The following is a 19,922-nucleotide window of genomic DNA, read 5'->3' as shown; positions in this document are numbered from 1 at the left end:
ATCACCGCGACCACACTCTGGGCCAGGACGGCGAGCACACCGACGAGGCCGGTCGCCCAGGGCCCGGCGAACGACGCGGTGAGAGCGGGTGCGGCAACCAGGAAGGGCCCGAGGTGGACGCTGGACGGAGCGAGTATGTCGACCACCGTGACAGCCGCGATCAACGCGATGGGTACCGCCAGCAGGGCACGACGTGGCTCCCCTGACAAACCGTGATCTTCACCGAGTCGCCGAGAAACCGCGACCGCTGTGACGGCCGGACGGCCGCCCCGCAGGCCTTAGATGCTGCACAGGGCGCCGCGCGAGCCCCCGCATGCCCTATAGAGTGATAATCTCATCATAATAGATAAAACGGACTAATATAACGGGGTAGTACATGGCGCTCACTTTCCGCGATCTCGCACATAGGGCTCCACGTCGCATGCAGGAGCTACACCGGGTGCGGCGAGGAGCCAGGCCGTCACTCGCTCACCCGCGTGACTTGCCGCAATCACGATCCGTGCTGGCAGTCGCCTTGCTGCTCATTCTGACGATCACGCTCATCGATGTTCAGGTGCCTAACTCAGTTCATCTGGGCGACCTGCTGATCATGGTGCCTGCGATAGCTTCCTGGCACGCGAGCGCCCGGGTGACCGCACTGGTCACGATCATGGCCGCGTGGGCCCTGATGGCCATCTGCCTGGTCCGCAATTCGGTGAACCCGCCACAGGTGGCTGCCCTCATTGCGACCTCGGTGGCCGTCACGATCGCCCGATACCTGGCGGAACACAGACAGCGAAAGCTGGTCCAGCTGCGCGCAGTCGCCGAGACCGCGCAACGCGCCATACTGCCTCCCCTCCCCCGCCGACTCGGACCCCTTCGCCTGGCCTCGGTCTACCTGGCGGCCGTGGATGACGCCCACATCGGCGGAGATTTCTACGCCGCCGTGCGCACGCCCACGGGAACACGATTGATCATCGGCGACGTTCGCGGCAAGGGCCTGCCGGCGGTCGGCGGCGCTGCCCACATCATCGGCGCGTTCCGCGACGCCTCCCGCCGACTGGCCACGCTGCCGGAACTCGCCGCCTACCTGGATTCAAGCGTCCGCAGCGACGCGCCCGAAGCAATGGCACCCGAACAGGCCGAAGAGGTGTTCGCCACCGCCGTCATCCTCGAAATCCCAGACGACGAGCCCCTCGTGCGGAGCGTCACCTGCGGACACCCCCCGCTGCTACGCCTGCGAGCGAACGACGTCGTGCCCCTGGAAGCCGGCCAACCCGCGCCCCCGCTGGGCCTGGGCGCAATGGCGCAAACCACCTACCACCTCGACACCTTCAGCCTACGTGCCAAAGACACCCTCCTCCTCTACACCGACGGTGCCATCGAAGCCCGCGATGCCGACGGCGCCTTTTACCCGCTCGCCAAACGGCTCACCCCTCAGGACCACCGCCATCCCGCGGCGCTCCTCAACCACGTCCGCGGCGACCTTCTCAACCACGTCGGCGGGCGGCTCGGCGACGACGCCGCCTTGATCGCAATCGAACGTCAGCCCGCTGGCGGTACACCACACGAGCGAGCCATCGGTTGATGAACAGACTGCCCGGCACCGCTATGCGCCGCCCGGAGCAGGGAGTTGGACACCCCTTGCGCGCGAGACCCAGTAGACGCGCTGACGCGGCGGCAGCAGGCTCTAGCCCAGGGTGCGCAGCCCGGAGCCCTCGGTTACGTATCAGGGCACAATCGTCCGCAGGCCCTCACGGTCGGGGACCGGCTGGACCAGGCAGCCGGTCCGCACGAGGTCCGATCCGTACTCCTGTTGTCGCGGTCGTCCTCCACCGTCATCAAGCCGAGTACTTGTGCGGCAGTTCCTGGCTGGCCTGTTTCGCCGTGAAGTTCTCCGATAGCTCCTTGATGGTGAAGTCGCGCTGCAGGTAGACCTCCGGGCCGTTCTCGCCCGGCTCCAGGAGGAACACGCCGACGGCGCTGGGGATGCCCGGATATGCCGCATGGGCAGCAGACAGAAACGACGATACCTGCAGACTGGATTCGACCCGGATTCGACCCCGAGGGTTTGTTTAGTCAATAAATATGGCCTCTGATCTGCGGAAACATGGAACGACAGATGAGTCAGGCTGTACGCCGGGTTCTGTTCGAGATGGAGCCGACCCGCATCGGGCATCCGGCATCCGTCAACCATCCGGGCGCGACATGCCGGGCGAGCCGGCCACAACCAGTCCGCCTCGCGTCACGCGCGTCGCGCTCGGGTAGGCGGCCCGAGCGGACGCCGCTGGGGCGTAGCGCACGCTCCTCGACCAGAACGCGCCGCCGCTGGGCCTGCGCGCCCCGTAGATCGCTCCCAGGATCTCAGGCCGACGCGGAGCCGACGAGCCTGGAGAAACCGCGATCTCACCGGAATAGAGAGTGTCCGGTTTCGTCTGTGTGGCATAGTCCTTGAACTTCGAGCCCCAGTGCGCCGCGGAGTGGCGCGGTCCGGGGAGAAGTGTTCGGCGATACCCCCGATCATCAGGGTGACGGCTTCGCCCGACAGGGTCGAGCACGGCGGGCTGTTCGGCCACCACGATGAGCCGTACAGCGTGGGAGAGTCCCGCGCAGTGGACACGATCTACTGCTGGGCCGTCGACAACTCGCGCATGAGCCGAGCCGGGTCGACCACCGGGTACCCAAGTCGCCCGAAAGGTTGCGTTGTTGACACTTCGAGGCGGCCTTTCCGCGTACGACGAAAGACCAGGCCGACGATGGCCTCGCCGGTGCGATTGCCGCCCCCGCGGATCAGGGCCAGCACGATGGCGTCACTCGCGGCGGTCAGGATGCCGTTCACCTCGTACCGCGAGGTGAGTTCCGTCGACCGACCCCGCTCAGCCGCCTCCACGGTGTCCCGAGCGAGGATCGGCCCGTTCGCCGTGGGCGCACGGGCGTCCGTCACCCCGCGCGGGGGACCTCACCGTCACCGACGACACCAGTGTCGACCTGGACACAGAAGATGTGAACTCCCTCAACTGCCCAGCCATGGGCAGAACTTACTCGAGCACCACTCAAGGGCCCTCGCGGAGGTCCATGAACTCGTCGTGGTACCGAGATTTCCAGTTCGGCGTCGGCGATGGCGAGCCGACCGAGGCTGTGCTGATGTCGGCGCCGAGGAATGGCAGTTCCGGGACGTACGGGATGTTGCGAGAGCACCGGCTGCCGCGCGAGGCGGCGGAGCCTCGGCCACGCCACCCGCCTACCACCCGTCTCCTGGACGGCCCCTGCCACCCGGCAGGTCGGTCTCGGCCAGGAACCGCCATTCCCGGGCCCTCGCGCATCGGCCGTCCCGCCTGAAGACATGTCCGCAGAACATGATCACGAAGGGTGTGCACCACCAGCAGCGAAGAATCCACTGGTGAGCCCCCTGCCCCTGGCAGCCGACCACAGCCACTCAGCGCCTCTTCAGCGGCTCATCGGACCGACTGCTCGTCGCGCCGCCCCCCGTACACGAGGCGAACCAGCACGTGACCTCACACCGCCCTGACCAGCGGCGACACGCCCAACACCCTAAAAGGGTGCGGATTCGACCCGGATTCGACCCGAGGGCCCCAGACTCCAAAACGATCAGTAGTTGACCTGCAGTGATGCTGACTCTTGCCGCTGTACCGAGCATCCATCGACAGACGGGTGTCACATTTGCAATTAAGTGGACATGTATGGACGATTAGCGCTACGCAGTGAGTAGTCGCACTCACCGTCGCCCTCTCCGGCTGCCCCAAAGGCGAACCGAACAGCAGCACCACCCGGGCCACCCACTCTGGCGACTAGGGGCTGACAGAACAGGGCTCTGACCAGCCTCTTTACAGAAGTCCTTCCGCCTGGCAGAAGCCGCCTTGCCGAGCCGATACAAGCCTCACGACCCTGATTCCATCCACGGCACGCGGGGCGCCGGAGCCCCGCCGACAGGGACGGGAACTGCCATGCCGCACATCACCGCTTTTGCCAGAAACCAGTGGTACAGCTAGCGCATCTTTCTGACCTGCGCTTGTGTGGGGGGCGATGAGGCTGTGACCTGCTAGGACGGGTTGCAGAGGCGAGCGGAGGCAGTCAGAGGAAATCGCTCTGATTCGACCCCGGTTCGACCCGGTCCGCTCAGAGGCAGTCAGAGGCATCAGCCTCTGCAACTGGGCTCTGAGGGACCTGAGTTGGCCGGTGTGAATCACGGGTGAGCGACTTTGGCGGCGCTCTGTTTCGACCTCGGTCGAGCTGCGATGGGGACGCCTGCCTCCGCTCGGGGCCGGGCTCACGAGGGCCTCCAGGACGGCCATCCTGGGGACCTTGTCGGCGCCGATGGAGGTCGGTTCCGGATGCCGCCCGTGGTTTTAGCGGGCCTGGGTGGCGTCCACGTCTTTGCGAGACGACCCCACCGTGACAGACAGCACTCATCACGCCCTCTCTCAACGAAACTCCACCGAATTCCGCGGCATTGTCGGCCGCGCCCAACTGCCGTCGGCCGCGACCGATCTCATTCTGCTCGGAGACCTCACCGGCCGCTACGCCGCCGGCAGTTACAGCCGGCTCTCCTCCGACGGGCGGGCCGTGATCCTGCGCGGGGACCGCCAGGGCGCGGCCGAGCACGGTCACCGGATCACCGCGGCCATAGCCTGCTACGTCGCCCGCGCCGGCGGCAGCGTTGACCAGCTGACGCAGCTTCTGCTGTACCCCGAGCACGAAGGCGGGCGGCACACTCGCAGCATCGCGCTGCACTCCGGGCAGGCGCGAGCCTTGGACTACATCCGCCGGGTCTGGGCCAGCGCCTCGGCCGCTGTCGGCACCACCTTGGCGCTGGGCTCGCGGCACGAGGCGTACGAGGTACTCGCCGCGCTGCGGGACCGTATCGAGACCACGCCCTGGCGCGGGGAGCGGGGTAGGACCGCGCTGCGCGTACTGCGGGCACACCTGAACTTCGCCGAGACTGCTGGCGGTCCGCTGCACCACGCCAGCGAGCGCCAGACCGCCGAGGAAGCCGGCATCTCCCGCACCACACTGCGGGCCGTCTACGAGACAGTCCTGAAGCCGGGAGGCTGGCTGCGCCGCCTGCGGGCCGGCCACGGCCGGGAGGGCTCGACCTGGTACCTCAACCATGGCAGCGCTCCGTCTCGTGTGTGGACCACTCAGTTCCCCCCCGACCCGGCACCTGAGGAGTGGACCACCCCTGAGACGGCCACGACGGCCGATATCGACTCCACCGTCCTCGCACGCCTGATGGGCCACGACGCCTTCGCCCACCACGGCCTCGGCAGCGCCGCCCTCGTGATCATCAGCGCTCTGCACGTACGCCAGGACCAGACGGCCGGCGAGCTCGTCGGTACTTCCTCGGTCTCCCGCGCCACCACCTACCGGATCTTGAAACGCCTCGCCGACCACGGCCTCGTCCAGCACACCGGGGAGACCTGGGCCCTCGCGCCACGCGCTCTGGAGGGCTTCGGTATCCGCCTCCCAGACGCCGACACCGGCCACACCGCAGCGACGGCGCAGGGCTGGGACAGGGTCGCCGAGCAACACGGCACCAGCGGCGTTGGGGCCCAGCGCAAAGCTCTGCACACGGCCGAGCGGGCGGCCTACCAGGAGGCTCTGGACCGGCTTGCGGAGCACCGCAGCAAGGCCGTGGTGATCGTCCGCGACGGTCGTCAGATTCTGGTCCCAGCGCCGCGCCCCGACGAGATCCCGCCGACGTGGCGCGCCCCGGACGGGCACGTCCTCGATCCGGCCACGGGCCGTCCGGCCGACGGCTGGCGCGTCGCCACCGACGGCCGCCTGATCCTCATCACCCCATCCGACCAGCGCAGTTACGACGAGCTGGCCGCCGCCCATGCCGAAGCCCTCAGCGAATGGGAGTCCGTCGCATGAACCCAGAACCCCCGACCTCAGACGTGAGCAAGGCGGTCACGCCCCATTCCCTGCGCAAGCAGTACGAGTCCGGTGCCACCGTCGACGAACTCGTCACCGCCAGCGGCCTGTCCTACGGCACCGTCCTCAACCGGCTCCACGACGCCGGAACCGTCATGCGCACCTCCTGGCAAACCCGCCGGATGCGACAGAGCCCACAAGCCCGACAACGACTCGCAGCCCACCTCCGCGCCCTGTACGAGCAGCACGGCGCAACCCTCACCGAACTCGCCGCAGGCGCCGGAGAGACGCGGCGTGCTGCCCGGCGCCTGCTGATCGAAGCTGGCGGCACCGTACGCACCACCCAGCAGACGCTACGGATGCGCGCCGCAGCCCGGGCCGCCGAGCGGCACAAGCTCGCCCTGTCCCTGCGGGCCCGGTACGAAGCCGGAGCCACGGTCCCGGAACTCGTCAAGGACTGCAACTACTCGGCTGCCACGGTCTACCGGCTCCTGCACCAGGCAGGCACCACCATGCGGCCCCAGCACCACCACGGCCCCACTCGCCGTGAGGACGAACGGCTATGAGCGCACCCAACAGAGCTCTCAGTCACTCCGCCCACCGTGCTCCTCAGCCGCGGCACCCGCCCGAAGGCAATGCCAGCTACAGCCACGGCGCACGGGCACCTCCCCGGCCCGCACGCGGACGTGCCTACGAACAGCACAGTCACCCAACCCCACGAGACAACATCCCTTCCACTTCAGGAGATCAAGCACACGTGAGTGAGAACACCCGTCACAAGACCCTGGCCGTGGCCACAGAACACGTCTGGGACGCGTTCGTGATCGTCGTCGGCATGCTCAAGGGCGGTACCGGCAAGACCACCTCCGCCTGGTTCATCGCCCTCTACTACGCCGTCGTCCTCGGCCTCCCGACTCTGCTGCTGGACGCCGACGCGACCAGCCAGTCCGCCTACGACTGGTTCAAGGTCGCCCAGGCCGCCGGATTCGAGATCCCCGCCAACCTGGTCGTCGAGCGGTACCCGTTCGACGACATCGCCGAGTACATCCGTACCAAGCGCGCCGAGTTCGGCGCGATCGTGGTCGACGCCGGCGGCGGCAGCGCCCGGATCTTCCACGAGGCTGTTACCGAGGCGAACCTGCTGCTCGTGCCGGTCGCCCCCACCAAGATCGAGCGCCGCAAGCTCGTGGCCACCTTCGACGAGGCCGAGCGCGCCGCCGCACGCAACGAGCACGGCGTCACCGCCCACGTCGTCATGGTCAAGGCCGACGACCGCACCAGCCTGCCCAGCCGGGCAAAGGACCAGCTCCTCGACCCCGCCCAGGGCGAAGGCATCGGCCCCGACCGCGACGAGGCGTTCCCGCTCGCCGAGACCACCATCCACTCCTGGGTGCACTACATGGAGGCCTTCGGCGAGATCCCAACCGAACTGAGCGAGTACGCCGAGCTCATGAAGGAGCTGACCGCGGCATGACCGAAAAGAACGAGAGGCTGAAGCCCCCCGCCCGCCGCGCCGGTCGCACCCTCGGCGGCGTGGCCAAGAAGGCGGCCCCGCCGCCCCCTCCCCCGGCCGCCGAGCTCACCCCCGAGCAGTACGCCGCCGAACAAGCCACGCCCCGGGGCCCGGGCCGTCCCACCGCCGAACCGCCGAAGGGCGAGCCCGCTCCTTCCACCGTCCCCGTCGAGGCCTCCGAGCAGGGCCTGACCAAGGTGGTACCCGAAGCGGCGCAGACGTCCACCCAGCCAACCGTTGAGGCGGTACCGAGCGGCCCGGTGCCGGAGTCGGTCACCAGTCACCCGGTGCGCCCCGCCTTCGACGCCCCCGCGGTGGGGGTGGAATCGGCTGGGGAACGGGCAGAGCGACAACTGCAGCATGAGCCCCCGGCTGCCGAACCTGCAGCTCCTGCGGTGCGGCCCGCGCCGTCGGCCGAACCCGCTGCGGGACACGGCCTCTCCCCCATCATGTCCGCGGCTCCTGATGTGGCCCCGGCCGCCGAGGTGGCGGTTCGTCCGGCAGCTTCTCCGGTCGGGGGCGGTACCGCGTTCCCGGTGAGGACCGATGGGGCGGGGTCTCACCAGGAGCAGTACGTGCAACGGGAGGCAGCACCCAGCGAGGGAACGCCGTGGGCTCACGGCCCCGGCCGCCCCAAGGACATCCCCGAGACGGCCGTGATCCTCAACCAGCGCATCATCACGCGCGAGAGCCTCGACTCGTCGGTCCCCGCCGCGCTGAAGCTCAAGAAGCGGATCAAGCGCTTCGCGCTGGACAACGAACTCGACCACCTGCCCATCGGCGACATCGTCTCCGTCGCGCTGGACGAGTGGCTCACCGCACGCGGCTTCTGACGCGGCGTGCATCTCCCAGGGTGTTCGCGAACTCTTCTCTCGTTCGCGGACACCCGCCCCACCGACTATTCCACTAGTCGACTAGGCGGCTAGCCAGTCGACTAGTGGGCCGGACTGGAGCAGCCCATGCCCGATCTCTCACGCCACGCCCGTCAGCTACGTGCCCTGGCTGACGCTCTCGACGCACAATCCGACCTGACCGACGACCCGTTGGCGCCTCATCCGGACACACTGGAGGTCATCAATGGCCGCTATACCAGTCGTGGGCAGATCAACTACGCCGTCCCCGACGCTCTCCAACTGCAGCGGCGCATCCGCCGGTACCACGCGGACCACGGTGTCCAGCACGGCGACATCGTCGCCATAGCTCTCGACGCATTCCTTCGCGCCAAGGGCTACCCTCCCGACTTCACCTCACCCAAGGCCGAAGAACAGTAATCACTCGGCCGGCCCGCGATGCCCTGCACTTTGGGCCAAGCCGTCGCAATGTCCCGGTGCCCAGCCTCCGAGTCTCCTCCCGCATGCGTGGCCCGGTCGTTGTCGGTGGTCCCTCCTATCCTGAGTTGACGTGGACCAGGCGTAAAGGATGGAGGATCACTCCATGGGGTGGGACTACAACGCGCGGCCTCGGCCTCGCAGATCCGGGCGGGCTATGGCGGGCACTTCGGTGTCCTTCTCGGAGCACTGATCGGATGCCGCAGCGCAGCGTCCAGCAGCGGGCTGGGTTCCGGGGCGAGGCATTCGTCGACAAGGCCGTCTCCGACGCCGGCCATGTGTGGAACGACACCAAGCGTGACTTCGCCATCGACGGTCAGATCGAGTTCGTGGACGCCGATCGGGAAGTCACCGGTGTCGCCGTCCTTGCCCAGGTGAAGGGCACAGAGGTCGGGTTTCGGGGGGCGACCGAGACCGAATTCAAGTTCACGTGCAAGGCCGACCACATCGCCTACTGGCTTCGGCTGGGCCGTCCGGTCGTGCTCATCTGCGTGGACCTGCGTTTCCAGCAGGCGTGGTGGAAACGCGTCGACACCTGGTTCGCCGACCCTGAACGCAAGGCACGGCGCGTCGTTCAGTTCGACAAGGCCGTGGACCGCTTCGACCTCGATGCCTTCAGCCGGCTGTCGGCCCTGGGCGTGCCCACCGGAGAGCCGTTGCCACGGCTTGAGGGAAGCGAACAGCTGGTCTCGAACCTCCTCACGATTGAGGGCTTCGCCCCGCTCATCTACGAGGCGTCCACCCCGTGTCGTGACCGCGGTGAGGCCTGGGAGCGGATGCGGTCGAACGGCAACCAGTTCGAGAGCGGCTTCGTCCTGGCCGCCGGAAGGATCTTCTCGCTATGCCGACTGGACGAGGGCCCGCTGGCCGTGCTGTGCGACGGGCCGGTCACCTCTATCCCGACGCAGAACTGGGCGACCACCGAGGACCCAGACCTGCAACGGCGCTTCATTTCCCTGCTGAACTTCACCCTGCGCTCCGCCCACCATCCCGAATTGGTCTGGCATCCCACCAAGAAGGTCGTCTACATGCAGGCCCCGCCGGACCGATCCAGCCGGAAGATCAAAGGCCGCTACCGCGGCAGCCGCGGACGCACCTTCTTCACCCCGTACTTCGGCAAGGACGACCAAACCAAGATCAGCTTCTGCCGTCACTACGCTGCCAGCCTGTATTTCCGACGCTGGAGCGAACAGTGGTTCCTGGAGATCAACCCCACCTACCACTTCACCATCGACGGCCGACGCGACTCCCTGTACGACGCCGAGTACATCCAGAAAATCAAGCGGCTGGAACGCAACAACGCCGTCTACCAGCTCGTACGCGCCTGGGCCGACTACCTGCAAGGCGACGACACCCTGTTCAGAAGCCGCGATGAGCGCATCCGATTCGGCCAGCTCCTCAAGCTCGACTGCGACGCCGCCATCGACGAAAGCGTCTGGATTCCGCAAGAATCAGCGCCGAAACCGAGCGTGAACGGGCTGGCCGAGGGGCTGTGGGAGCTGCCGCAGTGAAAGCACCAGTGCTGCATGAGCCGGAACTGGAGTTCCGCGCCGGAAACCGCCACATCGACCCCCGCTACGGCATCAGCGTGTTCGGCCCCGCCGACGCCGACTCCCCTACCGGACCACATCGGATCCCCATCGCTCTCGTCGGCCCCGCCCATGCGGTCGACGGCATCCGAAACTGGCTCCAGCGCTGCCAGAACCACATCGAGGCCAAGGACACCAAACCCGGGCAGGAGAACCTTCACCAGCCGTTCCCCGGCTTCGGCACCGACTCCCCGTTCGGCGCCGAACTCGTCTTCGACGATGCCCTCGTCCGCGAGATCCCCGAACGCCAACTGCGCCGCCTGGCCCGCGCCGACACAGCCTCCGCCACCACGGACGCAGTCGATCTCTACGCCGACGCCGCCCGGTCCCTGGCCGAGACCGGACGCTGCCGCGTCGTAATCTGCGCCCGCCCGGAAGAGCTCCAGGACCGCGAAGAACACCCACCGTCGGAGGAGCCCACAGCCGACCGTCAAGGGGACCAGGACGAGCGAGAGACCGGAGGCGACTTCCACGACCTGCTCAAAGCCACCGCGCTCACGCTGCCCACACCCCTGCAGCTGATGCGCAAGGAGACCTGGACCGGGATCCCGGCCAGGACCAACGGGCAAACACTCCGCCCCCTGCAGGACGAGGCCACCAGGGCCTGGAACCTGCACACCGCCCTGTACTACAAGGCCGGCGGAACCCCCTGGCGCATGCAGCGCCACAGCTCCGACCTGGCCACCTGCTACATCGGGGTCAGCTTCTACCGCAGTGCGAACGGAAAGGAGCTGCACACCGCCGTCGCCCAGGTGTTCAACGAACGCGGCGACGGCGTCGTCGTCCGCGGCGGCACCGCGCAGATCTCCAAGACCGACCGCCAGCCCCACCTGACGCTCCCCGACGCCCGGCAACTGCTGCTGGACGCCCTGGCCGAGTACCGCACGACCCACGGACACCAACCCGCACGCATCGTCGTGCACAAGACCTCGAACTTCACCACCGGGGAGGTCGACGGCTTCCACGAAGCCGCCGACCTGCACGACATCGATCATGCCGACCTGCTGTGGATCCAGCGGCGCGGCGCCCCGCACCTCTACCGCACCGGGCAACTCCCACCGCTGCGCGGCACCAGCGTCCAACTGGACGCCCGCTCCATGCTCCTGTACACCCGCGGCTCCGTGCCGTACTTCCGGACCTACCCCGGCCTGTACGTCCCCCAGCCGCTGCTGATCCGGCCCGCGACACACGGCACCGATCTACTGACCGCCAGCACGGACATCCTCGCCCTGACCAAGATGAACTGGAACAACGCCCAGCTCGACGAACGCGACCCCCTCACCCTGCGCACCGCCTACCGAGTCGGTTCCATCCTCAAACACATCCCGACCCAGGCACGAATCGCCACCCGCTACGCCTACTACATGTAGAGCTCAGGACGCCCTCGATAGTTCCCCGGAAACCGCACAGGCACGGCGCCTCAGGGCCGCCAGCCCGGGAGCGTGGGGACGCAGCCCGAGGCACGTTCGTCGTGCCCTGCAGCGCCGGACACTCGTGCTGCAACCACACGAGCACTTCCGGGCAACCCGACAGCTGTCACGGGAACCGCCTGCCCCGCAGTGGTCGGTGAGCCCGGACGCCTGCAACGGACTGGCAGCGCGGTCCCGTGCCCGCCGCCTTCACCCACGTGAAGACACTTGGGCGGGATCAACGACCGACATTGACCTGTCAGGATCGAACTGGACGTAATTTTTCGCATCACTGACCACTTTGAGCCAAGTGAGGATCTCCGTCCCTTCCGTATCAGATACTGCTCTGACTCTCGGTAGTCGCAGGCATATGTCGCCCCGGGAGCTGGGTTGGGGACGATGTCGGGAGTGAGATGCAGCTGACCCACGCCGAAGTAATCAACTTTCGCGCCCTGGAGAGAGTGGACGTCCGGGTTGATCCCAAGGCCACCCTCATCGTCGGGCGCAACAACAGCGGCAAGACGTCTTTCGTCAACCTCTTCGAGAAGTTCTTCGGTGAGGAAGACACGAGGTTCGTCCTGGAGGACTTCTCCACCTGCCGTATCGCCGACATCGAGCAAGCGCGGCAGATTTTCGGCGAGGCACAGACGCACGCTACCCGGGGCGACACCGAGACGAGCGAGGACCTGCTGGCCAAGGCCTACGACCTCGTCCCCACTATCCGACTGGTCCTCACCATCCAGTACACGGAGGACGACGACCTCGCGCCGCTCACGGGTGTGATCCTCGACCTGGACGACACCTGCTTCGAGGTCAAGATCGAAGCGGCGCTGGAGGTGGCCCGCCCGCACGACTTCCTCAAGGACTTCTGGGCGGCCAGCCAGCGGGAGCAGTTTGACCGCATCAAGTGGCTGCACAAGAACTTCTCTGACTACTTCGCTCCTGCCTATCGCGCGCTCAGCCCGCTGGACGAGAACGTCCGCAAGGAGATCAAGCGCGGCGCCGCCGACTCCATCCTGTCGGTCAAGTTCGTCTACGCGCAGACCAAGATGGATGACACCCCGAGCGACAAGGCCCGCACGTTGTCGAAGACGTTCGAGGCCTACTACAAGGTCAACAGTGGGCAGGAGGACCGTCACCAGAGCATCGAGCAGATCGAGACCGCTCTGGCGTCCGCCTCACAGCAGCTCGACGACAACTACGCCACGCTGTTCGACCCGATCTTCGAGGACCTGCGCACCTTCGGGGTGGGCACGATCACCCCGGTCCAGAAGCCCCGCATCGTCTCTCTCATCGAGGCCTCAGGGATCCTCCGCGGCAGTACCCGCATCCAGTACCCGTCCGGGGACGACGACTTCCATCTTCCCGAGGGCCACAATGGGCTGGGCTACAGCAAGCTGATCTTTACGATCTTGCAGGTCATCAGCTTTCACCAGACCTATGAGCGCACCACACCCAAGCCAGCGCTGCAGGTGCTGTTCATCGAGGAGCCCGAGGCCCATCTGCATCCCCAGATGCAGGAGACGTTCATCAAGAACATCCAGGACTTCATCGACCGCAAGTCGGGCTGGAAGGTGCAGGTGGTCATCACCACGCACTCCTCCCACATCGTCGCCAGCAGCGGCTTCCACACGGTGCGCTACTTCGACCGTTCCGAGCCGCAGCTCACGGTCAAGGACCTCTCGACGTTCGAGGCCAACGTGAAGGCCACACCGCAGGGTGACGAGACCCTGCGCTTCCTGCGCCAGTACATGGTCTTGCACCGGTGTGACATGTTCTTCGCCGACAAGGTGATCCTGATCGAGGGCACCGCGGAACGGCTGATCCTGCCGGAAATGGTCCGGCGGTGCGCCAAGGATCTTCTGCACCAGTACGTATCGGTCATCGAGGTCGGCGACGCCTACGCCGTCCGCTTCCGGGAACTTCTCGCCTTCCTGAACGTCAAGACCCTCGTCATCACCGACATCGACTCCGTGTGCCCCAAGCACCGCAAGGCCTGCCCACCCGGCCAGGGGCAGACGGTCACCTCGAATACGACGCTCAAGAACTGGCTGCCCGCACAGTCCAGCATCGCCGAGCTGCTCGCCACCGACCCGGCCGACAAGGAACAGGGTCATGTCCGTGTCGCCTACCAGATCCCGGAGACAGATTCGGGAGCCTGCGCGCGGAGCTTCGAGGACGCCTTCATCATCGCCAACGCAGAGCCCCTCGTACGTGGCTTCCGCCAGCTCGCTCTGAAGGCGGCCTTCGTCAAGGAGGTCGGGGCTGACCCCACTGCCGACGACATCGCAGCCAAGGCCTACGACATCGCACAGCAACTCAGCGACCACAAGACCGACTTCGCCTTCGACGTCATGCTCTTGGACGACTGGGCCGTGCCCCGCTACATCTCCGAAGGACTGCAGTGGCTCGCCTAGACACCCTCGAAGCCGTCGCCACCGAACTGGAGGCCCAGCACAGCTTCCTCGTCGAAGCAGGGGCCGGCGCCGCCACCCTCGAAGCAGTCGCCACCGAGCTGGAGGACCGGCGCAGCTTCCTCGTCGAGGCAGGGGCCGGCGCCGGCAAGACGACCACCCTGGTACGCGCCCTGCAGCACCTCCTGACCCACCACCGCGCAGACCTGGAGGCACACGACCGGCGGATCGCCTGCATCACCTACACCAACGTCGCCAAGAGGAAGATCCACGAACGCATCGCCGCAGATCCGCTCGTCGATGTCGGCACCATCCACGAATTCCTGTGGAGTGTCATCCAGCCGTACCAGCATGAGCTCTGGCAGCAGATCCTCGACTACAACAAGGAGCTGTCCAAACCGGAAGACCTTGATGATGTCACCGATCCTCCCGTCATCGAGTACTCCGATCGCGGGCGCAGGCTGCATGAGGGGCGCATCTCCCACGACGACGTCATCGCGCTGTCGCTCCGTCTGGTCACAGCCCACCCCAAGCTCATACGCATCATCACCAGCAAGTATCCGGTCATCTTTGTCGACGAGTACCAGGACACCTCGCCCAAGACAATCCAGCTGCTGCTGGACCACCTGGCAGGCGCAGGCCGCGAGAAATGCGTGGTCGGTCTTTTCGGCGACTCCATGCAGAAGATCTACGAGTCCGGAGTCGGAGCGGTAAAACGGCCCGGCCTTCTCACCGAGATCACCAAGCACGAGAACTACCGCTGCTCGCCTCCCGTCGTCGAGGTGCTCAACCGGATGCGTCCCGAGCTCACCCAGGACGCCGTCGGCAAGCAGCAGACCGGCGAGGTCCACCTGTTCCTCAACAGCAGCATCCCTGCCGGCCCTGAGCGGCTCACCGCCGCCGAAGCAATCCTCGCCCGGAGTGGCTGGACACGGGAGAACTGCAAGTACCTGCTGCTCACCCACCGGGGGATAGCCGGCACCCTGGAGTACGCCAACCTCCTGGAGCAGTACCGAAAGTTGGGCCGCTACGGTCCCGACGACCTCATGGCACGCGACGAGCCGTACATCCAGTACCTCACCCGCGTCGAGGCCGTCAGCACCGCCTTCCGCAACAATGACTTCGCCGAGCTGACCGGCCTGCTGGACGAGGGACGGACACGGATCACCCGTCACGCGCACAAACGCGCCATCAGTGACGCGATCCGAGCACTCAACGCCGTACGCAGCACCGGCACCATCGGCGATGTGCTCGATCTGATGGCCGACGGCCATCTCCTAGCCCTGCCGGGAAAGCTCAAAGACCTGGAACGCCGGAGATCCGCAACGGACCTGGACGAGCGCGACCAGCGACGGGCGGATTTCTCCAACAACCTCCGCACCGTGTCCTACCGTGAAGTGATCAGCGTCACCCACTTCATCGATGAACTCACCCCGTTCTCGACCCAGCACGGTGTCAAGGGGGACGAATTCGAGAACGTCGTAGTCGTGGTCGACGACCGCGCCTGGAATAGATACAGCATCGGCAAGATGCTCGCCGGCACCGACAAACCCGACCGCACCGAACGGTCACGCAATCTGTTCTACGTCTGCTGCTCCCGAGCCCAGCGCGGCCTGGCCGTGGTGTTCATCGACGATCTCCCGGCTGAAGCAGAGCACACACTCCACACCTGGTTCGAGTCAGGCACCATCCACCCATGAAATACACACCAGACAGAGCACTCAACGAGGGGGCCAAGGACTTCGACCTGGCCGATCCGCGGTGCCGGGGGCGGGTCTGGCCAGCCAACGGCGCAATCGGCCGCCGGTTGATGGCGTCGGTAAGAGCGAAGTAGCGGTATCCCACGTCGCCGCCCACTCGTCCACCGCCTACGCCCTCCACGGCTGAGTTCCCCCATGGGCCCCGGCTGGGGTCTCGAGTCATCTCTCCTGCCTGGTCCCCGCCGTCGGGTCGTCGAGGCCGAGGTCGTGCAGCGCGGCGACCACCATAGTCTCCGGAAGCTCAAAGCGCCGGGCCAGCTTCCGGCTGCCGAGCCGTTCCACGACCTGACGGTCCCTCATCTCCTGCAGGGCGGCGATATCGTTCACGCCCCTGGCCACCTGGTCCACTGCCGACCCCAGGGCCTGCACCGCCTCGGGGCTGGCCGCACGGTACGGGTCTGCCTCGGACTCCGGACCTACCTGCGCAAGGCCACCCGTCGCCGCCCCCTCCGATGCCCTGCCGTCTCGTCCGTCCCGCACGTCTAGCTCGTAGGCCCCTTGCCCCACTTCTCCCACGGCATGGCCTGCTCGGCGTAGCGGCCCGTCAACAGGTCCTGGAAGCGCCGCTCTGCTCCGCCCCGCCTTTCACAAGCGCCCGCTCCAGCGGCGCACGCTGCGGATCCTGCTCGCCGTCGTACTCGGTCCCTGCACGGGCGGCCGCAAAGAGATCTTCGAGCTTCGCCGACTTCTTCGGATCCGGCTCCCCGTTACGGCCCGTCGTATAAATTATTCGTTCGGTGCCATGGCGTACCTCCGCGCAGAGCGGCGCGCGTGCACCTCATATGGTCCCATGCGAGGTGTCCCGCGCATGCAGGAAGCTCGCAGTTCTCGTCCAGTAGTTGGCGGCGGAGAAGATCCGGACGCCATCCGTGTAACGGGCCGTTACCGGTAGTTCGTTAAACCCGGCGGTAGAGATCAAGGCCGTAACCGGTGTGGCAGCGCCGACACCGACTACTTCTTCGCACACCACACCCGGACCGCGGGGCCACTCCCCCACCGGGGCGGGACCCACGGGACCTACCGCTCTTCCTCGACACGACAGACGGCTGCGCCAGTTCAGGGTCAGGGAGCCCGCTCCAAGCCGCGTGGGCTTCCGTTCAGACGGGTATGGCAGCGAGACGGCTGAAGAGTTCCCGGGTCGTGGAGCCCGGCTCGGCGCAGTAGACGATGAGGCGTTGACCGGTCTCGGGGATGTGGAGTACCTGGCACTCGTATTCCAGTGGCCCGAAGGTGGCGGAGTCGATCTTCTTGATGACTCGGCGCCGTACCTCGACGTCGTGGGTCGCCCACATCTCGGCGAAGCGTGGTGAGGTGCCGAGGAGTTCGGTGACGAGCCGCTCGATCCCGCGGTCGCCGGGGTGGAGGGCGTAGGAGGCGCGCAGGTCGGCGACGGTCGCGCGGGCGAACGTGATCGCCGACTCGTCGTCCCAGCGATGGTGGTCGAGGGCCTCGCGGAACATCCAGCGGACGAGGTTGCGGTCGTCCTTCGGTGCCCGCACGACGCTGGTGATGAAGTGCTCCGCGAGCGCGTTCCAGGCGAGAAGCTCGTACTTCGCGTCGACGACGTAGGCCGGCACCTCCGGCATGCTGTCGAGGAGGCACCGCACGGCGGGGGTGAGTTCGCGGACCGGGCCGACGGCCGGGGGCGGGCTTTCGCCGGCGACGCGGAAGAGGTAGTCCCGCTCGTCGCGGGTGAGCAGCAGCGCCCGGGCCAGCGCGGAGAGCACCTGCCGGGACGGGTTCGGGCCACGGCCCTGTTCCAGCCGGATGTAGTACTCGATCGACATTCCCGCGAGTTGGGCGACCTCCTGCCGGCGCAGACCGGGCGTACGGCGGCGCACACCGTCCGGCAGGCCGACGTCACGAGGTTGCAGACGAGCCCGGCGAGCCCGCAGGAACGCCGCCAGCTCCGCGCGCAGGATCATGCCCCCATGCTGCCCCAGCCACGGCGGCCGTGGGTGGTATCGCCGGTACCAGCCTCACCAGGTCTCTGGTGGGCCGGACACGGGCGCCGCAGGGTCGGGGCATGACACTGATTGCGCTGATCACCGGCGCCAACAAGGGCATCGGCTACGAGACCGCCCGTCTGCTCGGCGAGCGCGGCATGACCGTCCTGGTCGGTGCGCGGAACGAGGAACTCGGGGAGAAGGCCGCGTCGGCGCTGCGCGAGGGCGGCGTCGACGCCCGTTTCCTCCGGATCGACGTCACCGACGACACGTCCGTCCGGCGAGCGGCCGACCACGTGGACGCCGCGTACGGACGCCTCGACGTCCTGGTCAACAACGCGGGCATCGTCGGCGACGTCGAAGGCGCCCGCGGCGGACCGAGCGCCGCCACCCGGGCCGCCCTCCGCCAGGTCTTCGAGGCGAACGTGTTCGGCGTGGTGGCGGTCACCAACGCCTTCCTGCCGCTGCTGCGCAACGCCGAAGCCGCCCGGATCGTCAACGTCTCCAGCGAGGTCGGGTCGCTGACCTTCATGAGCGATCCGGAGCATCCGCTCCACCAACTGGCCACGATTCCCTACCCGGCGTCGAAGACCGCGCTGAACATGGTCACCGTGATGTACGCCAAGGAGCTGGGGGACACCCCGATCAAGGTCAACGCCGCCAACCCCAGCCACTGCGCGACCGACCTCACCCACCACACCGGCTCCCGCACGCCGGAGCAGGGCGCTCTGGTGAGCGTCGCGCTGGCCACGCTGCCGGCCGACGGCCCGACCGGACGGTTCTGGGGCGACGGCGCCCCGGCCGCCGACGCGGAACTGCCCTGGTGACTCCCGACGGGAATCATCACAGCGATGCGGGACGGTGCCGGACCGGCAGGTCTCACGCCCGGTCCGGCTCTCTCACCAGCACCAGCCTCAACGGCAACACGCGCTGCTTCCTGGCCGCCGGGATCCACAGCTGTCCGTTCGCCGACGCCGCATCGACGGCGGCCTCCCGAAGAACATCGCCGTCGGCCGGGACAGCCCGCTGACGATCTCCATGCTCGGCGGCGTGGAGGGCAAGACGCCGACGGCCGCCCACGACGGGCTGCGGCGGAACCGCCGTCCGTCCGCAGCGCCGTCCGATGGGCTTTTGCGGCAGCGCGGACAGCAGATCGGGACGTGGTCCCGGCTGCATACTGGACCACATGGAACGCGAGCAGCAGAGCGCCGACGGCAGCGGGCTGGGGATCTTCCTGCGCACCCGCCGGAGCCGGGTGACGCCCGAGGACGTCGGCTTGGTGACCAGTGCCGGGCTGCGGCGTACGCCGGGGCTGCGGCGCGAGGAGCTGGCCACACTGGCCGGGATCAGCATCGACTACTACGCGCGCCTGGAGCGCGGCCAGGAGACCAACCCCAGCCCGGCCGTGGTCGACTCCCTCGCGCATGCTCTCCGGCTGGACGCGCACGAGCACCGGCATCTGCGCGATCTCGCCGAACGAGCCGACAGGAGGTCCGCGCCGGAACCGTCGGCCGTTGCCGAGCGGACCGTGCGGCCCGACATCGAGCTGATGCTGGAGAGCCTGCGCCCCAACCCGGCGTACGTGATCAGCCGCACGATGGACATCCTCGCGGGCAACCCCGGCTCGGTCCGTCTCTTCGCCGGAGCGGAGGACTGGCCGCCCGAGCGGCACAACGCCCTGCGCTATCTCTTCCTTGACCCGCGCGCGCCGAAGCTGTTCGCCGACTGGGACGAGCAGGTCCGCACGTGCGTGGGCCGCATCCGGGCCCTCGCCGGCACCGAACCGGACACTCCCGGCCTGTCCGAACTCCTCGGCGAACTCAGGCGGGAATGCCCGGAGTTCGTGCGCCGATGGACGGACTACGACGTTCAGCCGCACCCGCGAGGCGACAAGACCTTCCACCATCCGGACGTCGGTGACATCACGCTCGGCTACCAGTCGATGCAGCTCGACGGGACTCCCGGCCACCGGCTCGTCGTGTTCTTCGCCGAACCCGGTACCCCCGACCACGCCAAAATGCTCCTCCTCGACAAAGGGGCCGCCGAAGCGGCCCCCGAGCACGTCGAGGAGGAGCGGAGCTGACTCAGG

General features: G+C 67.4%; 16 protein-coding genes and 1 pseudogene. 12 read left to right on the top strand and 5 right to left on the bottom strand.

Annotated elements, in window-relative coordinates:
* Nucleotides 1–209 (bottom strand): annotated as a pseudogene (locus ACZ7M3_RS33595) (serine/threonine-protein phosphatase); the annotation flags it as partial.
* Between the two features lie 290 nt (nt 210–499).
* Between ACZ7M3_RS33595 and ACZ7M3_RS33590 the strand changes: the two are divergent.
* The gene (locus tag ACZ7M3_RS33590; protein ID WP_472068215.1) at nt 500–1,567 is read left to right on the top strand and encodes a PP2C family protein-serine/threonine phosphatase; all 1,068 of its coding nucleotides are present in this window, start codon (nt 500–502) and stop codon (nt 1,565–1,567) included.
* A gap of 253 nt (nt 1,568–1,820) precedes the next feature.
* On the opposite strand, the gene ACZ7M3_RS33585 is transcribed toward ACZ7M3_RS33590, so the two are convergent.
* Together ACZ7M3_RS33585 and ACZ7M3_RS33580 are read right to left on the bottom strand one after the other, a co-directional pair.
* Nucleotides 1,821–1,952: a hypothetical protein gene (locus tag ACZ7M3_RS33585; RefSeq protein ID WP_472068213.1), complete on the bottom strand. Its 132-nt coding sequence runs from the start codon at nt 1,950–1,952 to the stop codon at nt 1,821–1,823.
* 650 nt (nt 1,953–2,602) lie between these two features.
* On the bottom strand, nt 2,603–2,923 hold the full coding sequence (locus ACZ7M3_RS33580) for a hypothetical protein (protein WP_472068211.1): 321 nt from the start codon (nt 2,921–2,923) through the stop codon (nt 2,603–2,605).
* A 1,469-nt stretch (nt 2,924–4,392) separates the two neighbouring features.
* On the opposite strand from ACZ7M3_RS33580, the gene ACZ7M3_RS33575 reads away from it, so the two are divergent.
* The 9 genes from ACZ7M3_RS33575 to ACZ7M3_RS33535 all read left to right on the top strand — a co-directional run bounded on the left by ACZ7M3_RS33575 (nt 4,393) and on the right by ACZ7M3_RS33535 (nt 15,827).
* Nucleotides 4,393–5,874 (top strand): helix-turn-helix domain-containing protein, encoded by a 1,482-nt coding sequence (locus ACZ7M3_RS33575; RefSeq protein WP_472068209.1) that lies wholly within the window; start codon nt 4,393–4,395, stop codon nt 5,872–5,874.
* On the top strand, nt 5,871–6,440 hold the full coding sequence (locus ACZ7M3_RS33570) for a helix-turn-helix domain-containing protein (protein ID WP_472068207.1): 570 nt from the start codon (nt 5,871–5,873) through the stop codon (nt 6,438–6,440). Before ACZ7M3_RS33575 ends, ACZ7M3_RS33570 begins: the two co-directional genes overlap by 4 nt.
* A 191-nt stretch (nt 6,441–6,631) precedes the next feature.
* Nucleotides 6,632–7,348 (top strand): ParA family protein, encoded by a 717-nt coding sequence (locus tag ACZ7M3_RS33565; protein WP_472068205.1) that lies wholly within the window; start codon nt 6,632–6,634, stop codon nt 7,346–7,348.
* Nucleotides 7,345–8,220: a hypothetical protein gene (locus tag ACZ7M3_RS33560; RefSeq protein ID WP_472068203.1), complete on the top strand. Its 876-nt coding sequence runs from the start codon at nt 7,345–7,347 to the stop codon at nt 8,218–8,220. The genes ACZ7M3_RS33565 and ACZ7M3_RS33560 overlap by 4 nt, the downstream gene beginning before the upstream one ends.
* A 126-nt stretch (nt 8,221–8,346) precedes the next feature.
* Nucleotides 8,347–8,658, top strand: coding sequence for a hypothetical protein (locus ACZ7M3_RS33555; protein ID WP_472068201.1), 312 nt, complete (start codon nt 8,347–8,349; stop codon nt 8,656–8,658).
* Between the two features lie 83 nt (nt 8,659–8,741).
* Nucleotides 8,742–10,226, top strand: a complete 1,485-nt coding sequence (locus ACZ7M3_RS33550; RefSeq protein WP_472068199.1) for a DUF4365 domain-containing protein — start codon at nt 8,742–8,744, stop codon at nt 10,224–10,226.
* Nucleotides 10,223–11,674 carry an argonaute/piwi family protein gene (locus ACZ7M3_RS33545; protein WP_472068197.1) on the top strand — a complete coding sequence of 484 codons (1,452 nt, stop codon included), beginning with the start codon at nt 10,223–10,225 and terminating at the stop codon, nt 11,672–11,674. The genes ACZ7M3_RS33550 and ACZ7M3_RS33545 overlap by 4 nt, the downstream gene beginning before the upstream one ends.
* 452 nt (nt 11,675–12,126) lie before the next feature.
* Nucleotides 12,127–14,130, top strand: a complete 2,004-nt coding sequence (locus ACZ7M3_RS33540) for an ATP-dependent nuclease (RefSeq protein WP_472068195.1) — start codon at nt 12,127–12,129, stop codon at nt 14,128–14,130.
* Entirely contained in the window at nt 14,118–15,827 is a 1,710-nt protein-coding gene (locus ACZ7M3_RS33535) for a UvrD-helicase domain-containing protein (protein WP_472068193.1), read from the top strand. The genes ACZ7M3_RS33540 and ACZ7M3_RS33535 overlap by 13 nt, the downstream gene beginning before the upstream one ends.
* Before the next feature lie 219 nt (nt 15,828–16,046).
* Here the strand turns inward: ACZ7M3_RS33535 and ACZ7M3_RS33530 are convergent, their stop codons facing one another.
* Both ACZ7M3_RS33530 and ACZ7M3_RS33525 read right to left on the bottom strand, forming a co-directional pair.
* Nucleotides 16,047–16,214, bottom strand: a complete 168-nt coding sequence (locus tag ACZ7M3_RS33530) for a hypothetical protein (protein ID WP_472068191.1) — start codon at nt 16,212–16,214, stop codon at nt 16,047–16,049.
* 770 nt (nt 16,215–16,984) lie between these two features.
* A complete protein-coding gene (locus ACZ7M3_RS33525) occupies nt 16,985–17,812 on the bottom strand; it encodes a helix-turn-helix transcriptional regulator (RefSeq protein ID WP_472068189.1) in 828 nt (275 codons plus the stop codon).
* Between the two features lie 101 nt (nt 17,813–17,913).
* Between ACZ7M3_RS33525 and ACZ7M3_RS33520 the strand changes: the two genes are divergently transcribed.
* Nucleotides 17,914–18,660 (top strand): SDR family oxidoreductase, encoded by a 747-nt coding sequence (locus ACZ7M3_RS33520; protein ID WP_472068187.1) that lies wholly within the window; start codon nt 17,914–17,916, stop codon nt 18,658–18,660.
* Nucleotides 18,661–19,019: 359 nt separating this feature from the next.
* Nucleotides 19,020–19,916 carry a helix-turn-helix transcriptional regulator gene (locus ACZ7M3_RS33515; RefSeq protein WP_472068185.1) on the top strand — a complete coding sequence of 299 codons (897 nt, stop codon included), beginning with the start codon at nt 19,020–19,022 and terminating at the stop codon, nt 19,914–19,916.
* The last annotated feature ends 6 nt before the right edge of the window (nt 19,917–19,922 follow it).

The sequence above is a fragment of the Streptomyces sp. NPDC111656 genome, from assembly GCF_055656965.1.
The sequence above is the reverse complement of the archived record's forward strand: the minus strand, read 5'-3'. Positions and strand labels throughout refer to the sequence as shown.